General features: G+C 72.7%; 11 protein-coding genes. 10 read left to right on the forward strand and 1 reads right to left on the reverse strand.

What is annotated here, in order from left to right; translation table 11 throughout:
• The first annotated feature begins 55 nt into the window (after positions 1–55).
• Positions 56–715, forward strand: a complete 660-nt coding sequence (locus QOZ89_RS27265) for a TetR/AcrR family transcriptional regulator (protein ID WP_397428850.1) — start codon at positions 56–58, stop codon at positions 713–715.
• Positions 716–802: 87 nt separating this feature from the next.
• On the opposite strand, the gene QOZ89_RS27270 is transcribed toward QOZ89_RS27265, so the two are convergent.
• Positions 803–994: a ferredoxin gene (locus tag QOZ89_RS27270; RefSeq protein WP_071047568.1), complete on the reverse strand. Its 192-nt coding sequence runs from the start codon at positions 992–994 to the stop codon at positions 803–805.
• 547 nt (positions 995–1,541) lie between these two features.
• Here QOZ89_RS27270 and QOZ89_RS27275 point away from each other — a divergent pair.
• From QOZ89_RS27275 to QOZ89_RS27315, 9 genes are all read left to right on the forward strand, one after another.
• Positions 1,542–2,618, forward strand: coding sequence for a Zn-dependent alcohol dehydrogenase (locus QOZ89_RS27275; RefSeq protein WP_071047567.1), 1,077 nt, complete (start codon positions 1,542–1,544; stop codon positions 2,616–2,618).
• 162 nt (positions 2,619–2,780) lie between these two features.
• Positions 2,781–4,031: a metal-dependent hydrolase family protein gene (locus tag QOZ89_RS27280; RefSeq protein ID WP_071047633.1), complete on the forward strand. Its 1,251-nt coding sequence runs from the start codon at positions 2,781–2,783 to the stop codon at positions 4,029–4,031.
• Positions 4,028–7,849 carry an indolepyruvate ferredoxin oxidoreductase family protein gene (locus QOZ89_RS27285; RefSeq protein ID WP_312626184.1) on the forward strand — a complete coding sequence of 1,274 codons (3,822 nt, stop codon included), beginning with the start codon at positions 4,028–4,030 and terminating at the stop codon, positions 7,847–7,849. The genes QOZ89_RS27280 and QOZ89_RS27285 overlap by 4 nt, the downstream gene beginning before the upstream one ends.
• Positions 7,850–7,957: 108 nt before the next feature.
• Positions 7,958–8,674, forward strand: a complete 717-nt coding sequence (locus QOZ89_RS27290) for an ABC transporter ATP-binding protein (RefSeq protein WP_071047566.1) — start codon at positions 7,958–7,960, stop codon at positions 8,672–8,674.
• 551 nt (positions 8,675–9,225) lie between these two features.
• Entirely contained in the window at positions 9,226–10,407 is a 1,182-nt protein-coding gene (locus tag QOZ89_RS27295; RefSeq protein ID WP_071047565.1) for a thiolase family protein, read from the forward strand.
• Between the two features lie 53 nt (positions 10,408–10,460).
• On the forward strand, positions 10,461–11,585 hold the full coding sequence (locus QOZ89_RS27300) for a CaiB/BaiF CoA transferase family protein (protein WP_071047564.1): 1,125 nt from the start codon (positions 10,461–10,463) through the stop codon (positions 11,583–11,585).
• Between the two features lie 51 nt (positions 11,586–11,636).
• Positions 11,637–12,752 carry an LLM class flavin-dependent oxidoreductase gene (locus QOZ89_RS27305; RefSeq protein ID WP_071047563.1) on the forward strand — a complete coding sequence of 372 codons (1,116 nt, stop codon included), beginning with the start codon at positions 11,637–11,639 and terminating at the stop codon, positions 12,750–12,752.
• A 12-nt stretch (positions 12,753–12,764) separates the two neighbouring features.
• A complete protein-coding gene (locus QOZ89_RS27310) occupies positions 12,765–13,658 on the forward strand; it encodes an SDR family NAD(P)-dependent oxidoreductase (protein ID WP_071047562.1) in 894 nt (297 codons plus the stop codon).
• A gap of 76 nt (positions 13,659–13,734) precedes the next feature.
• The gene (locus QOZ89_RS27315) at positions 13,735–14,304 is read left to right on the forward strand and encodes a flavin reductase family protein (RefSeq protein WP_071047561.1); all 570 of its coding nucleotides are present in this window, start codon (positions 13,735–13,737) and stop codon (positions 14,302–14,304) included.
• The last annotated feature ends 72 nt before the right edge of the window (positions 14,305–14,376 follow it).

Consider the following 14,376-nt stretch of genomic DNA (forward strand, 5'->3'; position numbering starts at 1 on the left):
CACGGACGGCGCGCACAGGGCCGGTGCCCGCGTCCCGGCTGCGTAGGCTGGCGCCGTGACGGCGAGCCGGGGGACCGCGAATCAGGAGACCTCGCGCCCAAAGGCCACAACCAGGGCCACCCGGCCCGCTGGATCGCGGCGGACGACCCGCGACCGGATTCTCGAAGCGGCGATGGATGTGTTCGCCGAGGCCGGGTTCACCGGCGCCACGATCAGCGAGGTGGAGCGGCGCGTCGGCCTGGCGGTGGGCACGGGCAGCCTGTACCGGCATTTCCCGTCCAAGGAGGCGCTACTGACGGCGGCCGTGGACCGCGAGGTCAGCCGCCTGCGTGCCGAGATGGCCGAGAGGCGCGCGGCGATTCCCCCGTCGGCGGACGCGGTGGAGCACCGCCTGCACGTGTGCGAACAGCTGCTCGCGGACATCCGCCGTTTCGACCGGTTGTTCCGGCTCATGCTCAATGAGGGTGACCGCGTCCCCGAACTGCGCGAGGCGATCTGGACCGCGCTGCAGCGGCCAGTGCTCGCCGAGCCGCGGGAGGAGGACGTGGTCGACGCGATCGCGGTCGCCGCGCTCGGTGGCTACCACCTGTTCTCGACGATGCAGGGGCACCCGTTCAACGGCGTCGGCCAGGAGCGGTTCCTGCGCATCCTGGTCGACCTCACCCGACCGGGCGCGCGGGAAGCGGCCGTGCCCGCCGCCGAACAGGACGAGTAGCCCGCGTCGCCCGGGACGTCCCCGGTCCTACCCGCCCGTGACATTCCCGGTCAGACCGTCCGGGGCGTCCCGGTGGGACGGCCTCCCTCAGGAGGAAACCGTGATGGCGCGCTCGGGGCAGTTGTCGGCGGCCTCGCGGGCCTTCGCCTCGAACTGCGGCGGGACGTCGGGGATCGGGACGAAGCCGTGGCCTTCCTCGTCAAGCGAGAAGACCTCCGGGCAGATGTCCCAGCAGCGGGCGTGCCCCTGGCACAGGTGAGGGTCGACCTCGGCCTTCATGGGAGCCTCTCCTTCGCTTCGTCGCGTTCTTCGCCGGTGGCATACCCCGGCCGGCCCGGTCAGGGACGCAAGGTCAGAACGTAGCGGAAACGGCCCACGGGCCGTCCGGGAAGGGGCGGCCGAGCAGGTCCATGCTGTAGACGATCCGGCCAGGGGCTCGCCGGCACGGCCGGCGGGCCTCATGCTAACAGAGCGCTCACATACTTACCCGAGCTGGGCATGGCCGCGACCGCTGCGTGCGACACCGTCGCCCTCTTGTGAAGATGGTTTCGGGTGGACGCGACCCGCACCGGGCCGCGCTGGGGGTGTGCTTCCGGTTGTGGAGTGAGCGGTTACTGAGCTAGTGTCCAGCCACCGGCCGAGCGCGCCTGGCGTGCTGCTCGCCCGCAGCCGGCGGCGCGGCACCGCGTCACCGACAGCGCACGTCACCCGGCGTCGCACGTCGACGGCGGGTGACATCAACGGCGGGGCACGTCAACGGCGGGACACACCCGGGCAGGGCACCGCGGCGCGCCGCGCCGCCAGCACGGACAGGAGATGGGCCTCGATGAGGGTCGCCGTCGCGTATGAGCCTGGCAAGCCGCTCGTCCTCGAGGACCTGCCGGTCCCCGCCGTCGGCCCGCGCGACGTGCTCGTGCGCATCACCGCCAGCGGCATCTGCCACACCGACCTCAACGTCATCGAGGGCCACTCGGCGCTGCAGCTGCCGATCGTCCCAGGCCACGAGGCCACCGGGACCGTCGAGGAGGTCGGCGCCGAGGTCCGCCGGGTCCGGCCGGGCGACCGCGTGCTGGCCTCCGTCTCGCCGGCCTGCGGCTCCTGCTGGTGGTGCCAGAACGGCATGACCAACCACTGCGAGCGCGGGCCGCTCGTCCAGGCCGCGACGCGGTTCACCCTCGCCGACGGCCGTACGGCGCGCGCGGTCTGCGGCTGCGGCTCGTTCGCCGAGGCGATGGTCGTCGACGAGGCGAGCGTCGTCGCGGTCGAGACGGACCTGCCGGACGAGCAGCTGGCCCTGCTCGGCTGCGGGGTGACCACCGGCGTCGGCGCCGCGCTGAACACCGCCCAGGTCTCCCCGGGGTCGACCGTCGCGGTGATCGGTTGTGGAGGCGTCGGGCAGTCCGTCATCCAGGGTGCCCGGATCGCCGGCGCGGCCGTGATCATCGCGATCGACCCGGCGTCGTCGCGCCGCGACGCCGCGCTGCGCGCCGGCGCGACCCACACTGTCGACCCGACCGCCGACGACCCGGTCGAACAGGTCAGGGCGCTCACCGGTGGGCGCGGCGCGGACTACAGCTTTGAGGTCGTTGGTTTCCCCAAGCTGATGGAGCAGGCGTTCGCGCTGGCCCGGATGGAGGGGACGGTGACGCTCGTCGGCATGCCGGCGGTGGGCGCCACGATCACCCTGCCCGCGATCGGGGCGGTGTTCTCCGGCAAGAAGCTGGTCGGCTCGCCCGTCGGCGGCTCGCAGATCCTCCGCGACTTCCCGCGCTTCATCCGGCTCGCCGAGAGCGGCCGGCTCGATCTCGGGCAGATGGTCTCCCAGCGGATCAAGCTGGCGGAGATCAACGAGGGCATCCGGCTGACGGCTGGCGCCGAGGGCACGCGCACCGTCATCGTCTGAAGGGGCCAAGGGAGGTGTGAAAATGATCTTTCTTCGTGCCTCCAGCGGCCCATCCTCGAAGTACTGGCGGGGCGAGCCGTGGCCAGGGAGCGGGCCGACGAAGAGCTCGCGGCGGCCCGGCTGGCCCGCCGGCCCGGTAAGCGGCCTGACAAGGAGGAGCGCATGACCGCGCGGACACTGATCAGGAACGCTCGAGTGCTCGCCTGCACCGGCGATGCGAGCGAGCGGCCGTTCGACGGCGACATCCTCGTCGAGGGCAACCGCGTCGAGCTGGTGACGCCCGGCCGCCTCGACCTGGACGCGGTGTCGGCCAGGGTCGTCGACGTGCGCGGGGCCACCGTCCTGCCCGGCCTCGGCGACGCGCACACCCACATCAGCTGGCCGCTGGACTTCGTCTTCGACCATGCCGGCGTCGCCGCCTCACCACCGGCCCAGCACGCCCTGGACGTCGCCGCCGTCGTGCGCACCTTCCTGGAGAGCGGCTACACGCTCATCGTCAGCGCGAGCGTCCTGCAGCCGCAGGACGACGTGGTCGCGCGGGACGCGATCGAGCGCGGCCTGATCCCCGGCCCGCGGATCGTGCCGGGCAACCTGCTGGTGACCTCGCCGGGGGCGATCAGCGACGGCACCCCGATGTCGGTGGTCGCGGCCGACGCCCGCGAGCTGCGCGCGATCGTCGCCCGGCAGTGCGACGCCGGCGCGCGGGCGATCAAGCTGTTCATCTCCGGCGACGGCATCGTGCCCGAGTTCCCGTCCGACGACGTGTACATGAACGACGAGATGCTCGAGGCCGCCGTCGACGAGGCGGCGAAGTACGGCGCCTTCATCACGGTGCACGCCCGTGGGTCCGCGAGCGTCGCCATGGCCGCGCGCACCGGCGTGCGGCTCATCCACCACGCCTGCTTCCTCGACGACGAGGCGCTGCGCGCCCTGGAGGCCCGCCGCGACGACGTCTGGGTCTGCCCGGGGCTGCACTACCTGTACGCGGTGGTCAACGGCCACGCCGAGCCGTGGGGACTCTCACCGGAGAAGGTCGAGCTGTCCGGCTACCGGGACGAGCTGAAGTCCCAGGTCGAGGGGTTACAACGGCTGCGGGAGTCCGGGATCCGGATCGTCGCCGGTGGCGACTTCGGCCACCAGTGGACGAGGCACGGCACGTACGCGGCGGAGCTCGAGCGCTACGTCGACCTGGTCGGCATGACGCCCGCCGAGGCCGTGCACACCGCCACCCGGGACATGGGCCCGCTCGTCGGCCTGGAGACCGGCCAGATCCGTGAGGGCTACCTGGCCGACCTGGTCGTCGTCGACGGCGACCCGACCGAGGACATCTCCGTCCTGCGCGACCCGGCCCGCCGCCGGCTGGTCTTCAAGGATGGCGAGGTCGCCTACGTGAACCCGTCGGTCTACCTGTGAGCGGGGCCGTCACCGAGCACGCCGGCGGCGCCGGCGCGGCCGGGCCAGACCAGGCGGCACCGGCGCCGGTCGCCGCCGAGCCGGCGCTGCTCTCCGGCGTCGAGGCGCTCGCACGGCTGCTGGTCGTGCGCGCCGAGCTGGACGCGCGCGACGGCCTCACGACGGCGACCATGGTCTCCGGTTACCCCGGCTCGCCGCTGGGCACCTTCGACCTCACCATCGAGCGTGCCGCCGCCCTGCTCACCGAGCATCGGGTGCTGCACCGCCCCGGCCTGAACGAGGAGCTCGCGGCCGCCACCGTCTGGGGCAGCCAGATGGGCGCCGGCCGGTCGCTGCTGGCCCCGGGCAGCGCCGAAGCGGGCCCGGGCGAAACGGCGGCGCCCAGCGCCCCCGCCGGCGCCGCCGCGCGTGCTTCCGCGGATGACGGCTCCGCCCCGCGAGGGGCCGCGCTCCCGGAAGGCGGCGCGCTTGACGGCGTGGTGGGGGCCTGGTACGGCAAGACCCCGGGCCTGGACCGCTGCGGCGACGTCCTCAAGCACGCCGGCGCGATGGGCACCGGACCGAACGGCGGCGTCGTGATGTTCTGCGGCGACGACCCGTCGGCCAAGTCGTCGACCCTCGCCTGCGACAGCCAGTACACCTTCGAGGACGCCTGCGTCCCGGTGCTCGTCCCCGGCGACCAGCAGGACATCCTCGACCTCGGCGTCCACGCCTTCCGGATGTCGCGCTACAGCGGTGCCTGGGCCGGCCTGAAGATCGTCACCTCCGTCGCCGACGGCATCGGCACCGTCGACGCGGGCGTGGACCGGCACACCCCGAGCGACCCGACCGACCACGCGGTCGACGGCCGGCCGTGGCGGCACATCCCGTCGACCGCGGTCGGCCCGCACGCCGCCCCGGGCCAGGAGGAGCAGGTCATCGACCTGCGGCTGCGGGCCGCCGAGGCCTACGCCCGGCACAACCGGCTCGACCGCGTCGTCGGCGCCCCGGCTGGCGCGCGCCTCGGCGTCGTCTGCGCGGGCAAGACCTACTTCGACGTCGTCCAGGCGTTCGCGGACCTCGGCGTCGGGATGGACCGGCTCGCCGACGTCGGAGTCCGGGTGCTCCGGCTCGCCGTCACCTACCCGCTGGGGCGCGAGACCGTCCTCGAGTTCGCCCGCTCCGTCGACGAGATCGTCGTCATCGAGGAGAAGCGGCCGTTCGTCGAGACGCAGCTGCGCGCGATCCTGCACGAGGCCGGGCTCACGACCCGCGTCGCGGGAAAGCGCGACCGCGACGGCCGCCCGCTCGTGACCACCCCTGGCGAGCTGGACGCGTCGAAGGTCGCCGCGGTCCTGCGGAGGGTCCTGCCTGACCTGGTGGCCGCCAGGGCGGCGGCGACGGCGAACGGCGCCTCGAACGGTTCCCCGGCCCGGCGGCTGCTCCCGGTCGTCACGGCCTCGGCGCCGGCGCCGGTCATCACCCTGCCGCTCGTCGACCTGCCCGCGCGCCCGCCGGGTTTCTGCAGTGGCTGCCCGCACAACCGCTCGACGGTCTTCCCGGAGGGCGCGCTGGTCGGCGGCGGGGTTGGCTGCCACGGGATCATGTACTTCGAGGCCCGCCACCTGGGCATGAAGAGCCTCCCGCCGACACCGATGGGTGCCGAGGGCGTGCCGTGGCTGGGGCTGTCGCCGTTCGTCGACGAGCCGCACCTCATCCAGAACCTCGGCGACGGGACGCTGTCGCACTCGGGCATCCTCGCGATCCGCGCGAGCGTCGCGGCCGGCGTCAACGTCACTTTCAAGATCCTCTACAACACCGCGGTCGCGATGACCGGCGGCCAGGACGTCGTCGGGCTCATGGACGTCCCGGCGATGACCCGGGCACTTGAGGCCGAGGGCGTCACCCGGGTCGTCGTCTGCGCCGAGGACCCGAAGCACTACGGCCGCCGCGCCCGGTTCGCCCCCGGCGTCCGGGTGCTCGGGCGCGACCACCTGGAGGAGGTCCAGGAGGAGCTGCGCTCCGTCCCCGGGGTTACGACGATCATCTACGACCAGCGCTGCGCGGCCGAGTCGCGCCGGCTGCGCAAGCGCGGCCTGCTGCCCGAGCCGCCGCGGCGCGTCGTCATCAACGAGGCGGTGTGCGAGGGCTGTGGCGACTGCTCGGTCAAGAGCAACTGCCTGTCCGTGCTGCCGCACCACACCGAGTTCGGCGAGAAGCGCCGCGTCGACGACCTGTCGTGCAACCGCGACTACACCTGCCTCGAGGGCGACTGCCCGTCGTTCGTCACGATCACGCCCCGTAAGCCAGGCCCGCTCGCGCGGCTCGGCGCCGGTCGGCGGGCGGGACAGCCGGCCGGCAAGAACGCGGCTTCGCACGTCCGTCCCCACCTGCCAGCCGGCGACCTCCCAGCGCCGGACGTCCAGCCCATCACGGAGAGTTTCGGCGTCTACTTCACCGGCGTCGGCGGCACCGGCGTCGTGACCGCCAACCGGGTGATCGCGGCGGCGGCGCAGGCCGCGGGGCTCGCGGTCGCCGGCCTCGACCAGACCGGCCTGTCGCAGAAGGCCGGCGCCGTCGTCTCCCACCTGAGGCTCTCGCCGAAGCGGGCCGGGGGTGCCGAGGCGGCGGGCGCGTCCACCGTGGGCGAGGGCGGGGCCGACCTGTACCTGTCCGGTGACATCCTGCAGGCCGCCGCGGCCAAGCACCTCGCGACGGTCCGCCCCGGCCGGACGGTCGCCGTCGTCGACGTGACCGTCACGCCCACCGCGGCGATGCTGCAGCGCGACGTCGCCGCGCCGGACGAGGCGGTCATGCGCGCGGCGGTCTCCGAGCGTGTCGGCGACGACCGAGCCCTGTTCCTGGACAGCAAGCGGATCGCCGAGCAGGTGTTCGCCAACCAGCTGCTGGGCAACATCGTGCTGCTCGGCGCCGCCTACCAGCTCGGCGGGCTGCCGCTGCCACTGGCCGACCTCGAGAAGGCCATGGGCCGCAACGGCAAGGCGGTGGCCGACAACCGGGCGGCCTTCGCCTGGGGCCGGTGGGCCGCGCATGACCCGGCCGCCGTCGAGGCCGCGCTCGCGGCCACCGCCGGCGCCGATACCGGCGCCGCCGCGACCGCGGTCGCGAAGCCGAGCATCTTCGACCCGTCGCCCGGCGCGTTCGCGACCGCCGGCCGGCTCGTCGCGGAGAGCGACCTGCCGGCCGGTCTGCCCGACGACCTGCGTGCCCTGCTCGTCCGCCGCGCCGCCCAGGCCATCGACTACCAGGACGCGGGACGGGCGGCCCGCTTCCTCGGCCTGGTGGCGACCGCCGCCGGGCAGGACGGCGCCGGCCACGGATGGGCGCTCACCCGCGCGGTGGCCGAGAGCTGGTTCAAGCTGCTCACCTACAAGGACGAGTACGAGGTCGCCCGCCTCCACCTGCTCGCCGACCACGCCCAGACCGCCGCCGACCTCGGCATCGAGGGCCCGTACAAGGTGACCTACCACCTGCACCCGCCGTCGCTGCGGCGCATGGGGCTCAAGCACAAGCTGCCCGCCGCGCGGCCGTGGGCGGTCATGTTCCACGGGCTGCGCACGATGCGCCGGCTGCGCGGCACCCCGTTCGACGTCTTCGGCCTCGACCGGGACCGCCGCCTCGAGCGGGCCGTCATCAGGGAGTACGAGGCGCTGGTCACCGGGAGCCTGGCCGCGGGGCGGCCCTACGCGGATCTGGTCAGCCTCGCGGAGTCCGCACAGATGATCAAGGGCTATGAGTCGATCAAGGCGGCGGCTGTCGAGCGCTGGCGCGCCCAGGTCGCCCCTGGCGCGTCGGCCACCGCTGGCGGGGACGCATGAACAAGCTGCTCCGGTTCGCGCGCGGCGACGCGGCGCGCGCGGGCTGACCGGCGCCCCGCGGGCCGGGCACGGACCACCCAGAAGACGACCGAGAAGGCGGAGGCGTTGATGGCGCAGGAGACGGGGACGGCGGCGTTAGAGGTGCGTGGGCTGACCGCGGGCTACGGGGCGCTCGCGGTGATCCACGACGTCACGTTCACGGTCGGCAAGGGTGAGATCGTCGGCCTGCTCGGCCGCAACGGCGCCGGGAAGACGACCACACTGATGGCGATCGCCGGCTTCCTCGGGAAGTACACCGGCGAGGTGCTCGTGGGGGGCGTCCCGCTGACCGGCCCGTCCTACCGGCGCAGCCGCGGCAAGATCGGGATCATGGTCGAGGGTCGCAGCGTGTTCGGCACGCTGACGGTCCGCCAGAACCTGCAGATGGCCGGCGTCGATGTGGACGAGTCGGTCGAGCTCTTCCCCGAGCTGCGCCCGAAGCTGCCGCTGCGGGCCGGGGTGCTCTCCGGCGGCGAGCAGCAGATGCTGGCGCTCGCGCGTACCGTCGGGCGCCGCCCGTCCGTCCTGCTCATCGACGAGCTGTCGTTCGGCCTTGCGCCGGCCGTCAGCGAGCGCATCCTCGAACGGCTGCGCCTGGTGGCGACGGCGCTGTCCGCGGGCGTCGTGCTCGTCGAACAGCACATCCACTTCGCCGCGAGCTTCGTCGACCGGGCATTGATCATGAACGAGGGCCTGGTGCGCGCGGAGATCCCGGCGTCCGAGCTGGTCGCCCGTGAGTCCGAGATCGAGCGCCTGTACCTCGGCGGCGTCGACGAGGCCGCCTGACCGCCGCCGCGCCGCCCCGATCACAGAACGCGTCTGTGCGTGTGCGGCTGAGCGGGCCGCTGAGGCGCTGAGGCCGGCGGAGTGGAGGGACGGCCTCCCCCCACCGCACCTGCCCTTCTCGTCTGCCTAAACGGAATCTCGAACCGTGTTGGATGGGCCTGTCTATAGGCTTGCCCATCCAACACACCTCAATGGCCGCGTCGCGAAGTGTGTCGGCTCAGCCTGTCTATAGGCGGGCTCATCCAACACGGTTCGATCAGCGCGTGGTTCACGGCGCCCACCACTTCCGGCCAGTGGGCAAGTAAACGAGTGCTCGTTTATTAAGGCTGCCGCGGCGTCCGGTCAAGCTGCCCGTTCGGCGGGTGGATTACGCCCCGCCGCTGCGGACGGATCGCTCCGATGGGTCGCGTCTGGGCCGCGTCTGTCTGGTTGCGCGGCCTCGTCTGGCTGCTTATGGTAAGTGAGCATATACTTTGTCATCTATGATCTTTCGGGCCGCCGGACCGGCCGGCGGGTCCAGATGGCCTGTCCAGGACCAGGAGGAGCGCCCAGTGGATGAGGCGGTCATTGTCTCGACGGCTCGGACGGCGATCGGGACGGCGTTCAAGGGCACGCTCACCGAGATGAGCGCGTTCGAGCTCGGCACCCGGGCGGTGGCCGAGGCGCTCGGGCGGTCGGGGATCGACCCGGCGCTCGTCGACGACGTCGTGCTCGGCGAGTCGCTGTACGGCGGGGGAGACCTCGCCCGGTACGCGGCGGTCAACGCCGGCATCCCCAACGTGCCGGGCGTCGCCCACAACCGGCACTGCGCGTCCGGGCTCGCCGCCGTGCAGAGCGCGGCGGCGTCGATCCGGTCGGGGATGGACCGAGTGGTCATCGCCGGTGGCGTGCAGTCGGCCTCGACGAAGCCGCGCGCGCGTTGGCGGATCCCGGGCACCGACGACTGGGACGAGGACTGGCTCGCGTACAGCCACCCCGAGACGCCGGACGCGCCGTGCCGGGACATGTCGATCACGGTGGGCTGGAACGCCGCGGTCCAGGCGAACCTCACCCGGGAGGAGATGGACGCGTGGGCGCTGCGGTCGCATCAGCGCGCGATCGCCGCTATCGACGCCGGCAGCTTCACTGAGGAGATCTTCCCGATCGACGTGCCGCGGCGCGACGGCACCACCGTGAGGTTCGCCGTGGATGAGCACCCGCGGCGGAACACCTCGCTGGAGCGGCTCGCCGCCCTGAAGCCGATCCATCCGGAGATCGACGGCTTCAGTATCACGGCCGGCAACGCGTCCGGTGTCAACGACGGTGCCGCGGCGATGGTGCTCACCGACAGCGGGTTCGCCGAGCGGCACGGGCTCGAGCCGCTGGCTGTCATCCGCGCCTGGGCATCGGTGGGCGTACCGCCGGCCGACACGGGCCTCGCGCCGACGCTCGCGATCCCGAAGGCGCTGGAGCGGGCCGGGCTCACGATCGGCGACGTCGCGCTCTGGGAGATCAACGAGGCGTTCGCCTCGGTCGCCGTCGCCACCACCCGCATCCTCGGGCTCGACGAGACCCTGGTGAACGTCGCCGGCAGCGGCTGCAGCCTCGGCCACCCGGTCGCCATGAGCGGCTCGCGAATGATCATCACGATGGTGCACGAGCTGCGCCGTCGAGGGGGCGGCACCGGCGTGGCCGCCATGTGCGCGGGCGGCGGCATGGCCACCGCCGTCGTGTTCGACGTCGCGGCCCCGTGACGAACGCTTCCGCCCTGGTGGAGTGAACGCACGCTTATCAGGGATACTGAGGTATGACTGGCGCGCTCAGGGGTTACCGGGTCGTCGAGCTGGCCGGCATCGGGCCCGGGCCGTTCGCCGCCATGATGCTGTCCGACATGGGCGCGGAGGTGCTCCGCGTCGACCGGGCCGACGCCGTCGGCCTCGATGCGCCGCTGTGGGACGTGAACGCCCGCGGTCGCCGCTCGGTGGGTATCGACCTGAAACACCCCGACGGGCGGGAAGCCGTGCTCCGGCTGGTCGAGCGGGCCGACGTGCTCATCGAGGGGTTCCGTCCCGGGGTGACCGAGCGGCTCGGGCTCGGGCCGGACGACTGCCTGGCCCGCCAGCCGCGGCTCGTCTACGGGCGCATGACGGGATGGGGACAGGACGGCCCCTACGCGCAGGCGCCCGGCCGCGACATCAACTATGTCGCGCTCTCCGGCACCCTGGGCATGATCGGCCCCGCGGGTGCGCCGCCGGTGCCGCCGCTCAACGTCGTGGGCGACTTCGGCGGGGGTGGCCTGCTGCTCGCCTTCGGCATCGTGTGCGCGCTGCTCGAGGCCGGCGGCTCCGGCCGGGGCCAGGTGGTCGACGCCGCGATGGTCGACGGCGCGGCCCTTCTGGCCGGGATGATCCATGGGCTGCGGGCGGCCGGCGACTGGGGCGGGCGGGGGACCAACCTGCTCGACGGCGGCGCCTGGTTCTACGACGCCTATGAGACGGCCGACGGCAAGTACGTCTCGGTCGGGGCGATCGACCCCCGGGCCCGCCGGCAGCTCGCCGAGCTGACCGGGGTCGATCCCGGCCCGGACGACGACCGCTCGTCGTGGCCGGACACGAAGGCCCGGCTGGCGGCGGCGATCCGGGCCAGGACCCGGGACGAGTGGTGCGCCGCACTCGAAGGCACCGACGTCTGCTTCGCCCCGGTCCTCGATCCGGACGAGGCGCCGGCCCATCCGCACAACCGCCACCGCGGGACCTTCACCGAGGTCGGCGGAGTGGTGCAGCCGGCTCCGGCGCCACGTTTCAGCCGAACCCCGCCGGCGGTCGCCGGCCCGCCCCCCGCCCCTGGGCAGCACACCGACGAGGCCTTGGCCGACTGGGGGTTCTCGGCGCAGGAGGTGTCCCACCTGCGGACGGCTGTCGCCGTCCGGTAACTCGCTGCGAGGGCTAGCGCCTGATCGGCCGACCGTATAAAGTGAGCGCTCATGCACATAGGACTTGGCCTCCAGTTCGCGGCTCTTGATCGCGACGTGGCTGACGCGGACGTGTACCGGACGGAGCTGGGCCTCGCGTCCCGCGCCGAAGAGGTCGGTTTCGACTCGGTCTGGCTGTCCGAGCACCATTTCTCCGACTACCAGCTCACCTCGCAGCAGTCGATGGTGCTGGCGTGGTTGGCCGGTCAGACCAGCCGGGTGAAGCTCGGCACGATGGTCACCGTCCTGCCGTGGAACGACCCGGTGCGGGTGGCGGAGAAGTTCTCGGTGCTCGACCACCTTTCCGGCGGACGGGCCATCCTCGGCCTCGGGCGCGGCCTCGGGCAGAAGGAGTTCGTCGGCTTCCGGGTGCCGATGGGCGAGTCCCGCCGCCGCTTCAAGGAGTACAGCGCCGCGCTCCTCACCGCCTTGGAGACCGGCGTGATGGAGTGCGACGGCGAGCTCTACCAGCAGCCGCGGGTCGAGATCCGGCCCCGGCCCCTGGCGAGCTTCAAGGGCCGCACGTTCGCCTCCGCGGTGTCGCCGGAGTCGATGGAGATCATGGCCGGCATGGGTGTCGGGCTGATGGTCATCGCCCAGAAGCCCTGGCCCACGGCCATCGAGGAGCTCAAGAAGTACCGCGAGCGCTACTTCGAGCTGAACGGCACCGAGGCGCCGAAGCCGGTCCTCGTGATCGTGGCTGGCGTGAGCGACAAGCAGGCGCAGGTCGACAGGATCCGCGACGTGTACCTCCAGCGCTGGGCCCGGTCGACGGTCGAGCACTACGAGTTCGACAACGTCGGCTTCGCCCAGATCGAGGGCTACGAGTACTACGCCGGCCTGGCCGCCAACATCCAGAGGCACGGGCTCGAGAAGTTCAACGGCTTCCTCGCCGACCTCCAGGTCTGGGGCAAACCGGCGGAGGTCACGGAGAAGCTGCTCGAGTACGCGACCATGACCGACGCGGGCGGCATTGTCGTGCCCATGTGCTTCGGCGGCATGCCGGCCGAGGAGGCTCAGGACAGCTTCGAGCTGTTCGCCTCCGAGGTGCTCCCCGAGCTGCGACGCCACGACGTCGGCGGTGACATCGGCGTGACCTACGACGCCGCGCCGACGGCCGTCTCCTGAGAGCGCGCCGCTATGGGCCTGTGTGATGGACGGGTGTGCCTCGTCACCGGTGCCGGCCAGGGGATCGGCCGGGCCTACGTCGAGGCACTCGCCGCCGAAGGTGCGCTGGTGGTGGTCAACGACGTCGCCGCCGACGCGGTCGCCGACGTCGTCGCCGCGGTGCGGGCGGGCGGCGGGGGAGCCGTCGGACACGTCGGTGACGTGTCGACCGCGGCCGGCGCCGACGGTCTGATCGCCACCGCCACCGACACCTGGGGCGGCCTCGACGCCGTCGTGAACAACGCCGGCATCGCCCGCGACAAGATGCTGGTGAACATGGCCGAGGCCGACTGGGACGACGTGCTGCGCGTGCACCTCAAGGGCACGTTCCTGGTCACCCAGCGGGCCGCCCGCCACTGGCGGGAGCGGTCGAAGGCGGGCGACGCCGTCGACGCCCGCGTCATCAACACGGTCTCGTCGGTGGGCCTGTACGGCCACGTCGGCCAGGCCAACTACGCCGCGGCCAAGGGCGCGATCGCCTCGTTCACCCTCGTCGCCGCCATGGAGCTCGGCCGCTACGGGGCGACCGTCAACGCCGTCTGCCCGACGGCGCTGACGCCGATGACCGAGGCCGTGGGCCTGGGCGACAGCGAGGCCGCCCGCGAAGGCCGGCTCGATCCACGGTGGGTGGCCGCGGCGCTGGTGTGGCTCGCCTCGCCGCTGGCGGCCGACGTCACCGGCCGGGTGATCGTCGCCTCGGGTGTGCGCATCGCGATCGCCGAAGGCTGGCACCGCGGGCCCACGGGGACGCCGGTCGACGACCCCGCCGCCGTGGACGCCGTCATCCGGCCGCTGCTGGCCGCCGCCGCCCCCAACGCCGACGTCCAAGGAGACATCCCACGATGGTCGACGAGCGCACTCTCCTGAAGCACGCCGCCGTCCGTGCCCGATCTGGTGACCCGGCCGAGCGGTTCGCCGGAGGCGGCACCGGACTGGAAGAGCGATGACCGCCCCCGGACTCGTCGCCTACGGTGCCGAGGCCGACAACGTCGATCCGACCACCTTCCGCAAGGTGCTGGGCCACTTCTGCACCGGAATAACGATCGTCACCGGCCTGGATGGCTCCGGGTCTCCGTTCGGACTCGCCTGCCAGTCCTTCACCTCGCTCTCCCTCGACCCGCCGCTGGTGCTCATCTGCCCGGGCCGGAGCTCGACGAGCTGGCCGCGCATCGAGCAGACCGGACGGTTCACCGTCAACGTCCTGGCCGAGGACCAGCAGGATGTGTCGACGGCCTTCGGCTCCAAGACCGCCGCCAAGTTCGACGCCGTCCCCTGGCATGCCACCGACCGCGGCGCGGTCGTCCTGGACAACGTGCTCGCCTGGGTCCACTGCGACATCGATGCCACGTACGACGGTGGCGACCACCAGATCGTCGTCGGCGCGGTCCGCCAGATGCACATCCTGCGAGACCACGGACCGCTGCTGTACTTCCGCGGCGGCTACGGCCTGCCGGCCCGTCCCGACCAGAACGGCACCTCCACCGTCTCGGCGGTGGAGGACCGGTCAACGTGATCGGCCCGAGGCCACACCATCCCGACCGCCGGTGATTTCCCCGGTCCGCGATGACCGAGGCGGCAATCCGGC

This window comes from Pseudofrankia coriaricola (assembly GCF_032027725.1).
In the GTDB taxonomy this organism is placed as follows: Bacteria; Actinomycetota; Actinomycetes; order Frankiales; family Frankiaceae; genus Pseudofrankia.

What these genes read in the sequence shown, in the direction of transcription:
- QOZ89_RS27305 (WP_071047563.1), top strand. Translation starts at nt 11,637, where the DNA reads ATGCACATAGGACTTGGCCTCCAGTTCGCGGCTCTTGATCGCGACGTG.
- QOZ89_RS27310 (WP_071047562.1), top strand. Translation starts at nt 12,765, where the DNA reads ATGGGCCTGTGTGATGGACGGGTGTGCCTCGTCACCGGTGCCGGCCAG.
- QOZ89_RS27315 (WP_071047561.1), top strand. Translation starts at nt 13,735, where the DNA reads ATGACCGCCCCCGGACTCGTCGCCTACGGTGCCGAGGCCGACAACGTC.
- QOZ89_RS27300 (WP_071047564.1), top strand. Translation starts at nt 10,461, where the DNA reads ATGACTGGCGCGCTCAGGGGTTACCGGGTCGTCGAGCTGGCCGGCATC.
- QOZ89_RS27280 (WP_071047633.1), top strand. Translation starts at nt 2,781, where the DNA reads ATGACCGCGCGGACACTGATCAGGAACGCTCGAGTGCTCGCCTGCACC.
- QOZ89_RS27290 (WP_071047566.1), top strand. Translation starts at nt 7,958, where the DNA reads ATGGCGCAGGAGACGGGGACGGCGGCGTTAGAGGTGCGTGGGCTGACC.
- QOZ89_RS27275 (WP_071047567.1), top strand. Translation starts at nt 1,542, where the DNA reads ATGAGGGTCGCCGTCGCGTATGAGCCTGGCAAGCCGCTCGTCCTCGAG.
- QOZ89_RS27270 (WP_071047568.1), bottom strand. Translation starts at nt 994, where the DNA reads ATGAAGGCCGAGGTCGACCCTCACCTGTGCCAGGGGCACGCCCGCTGC.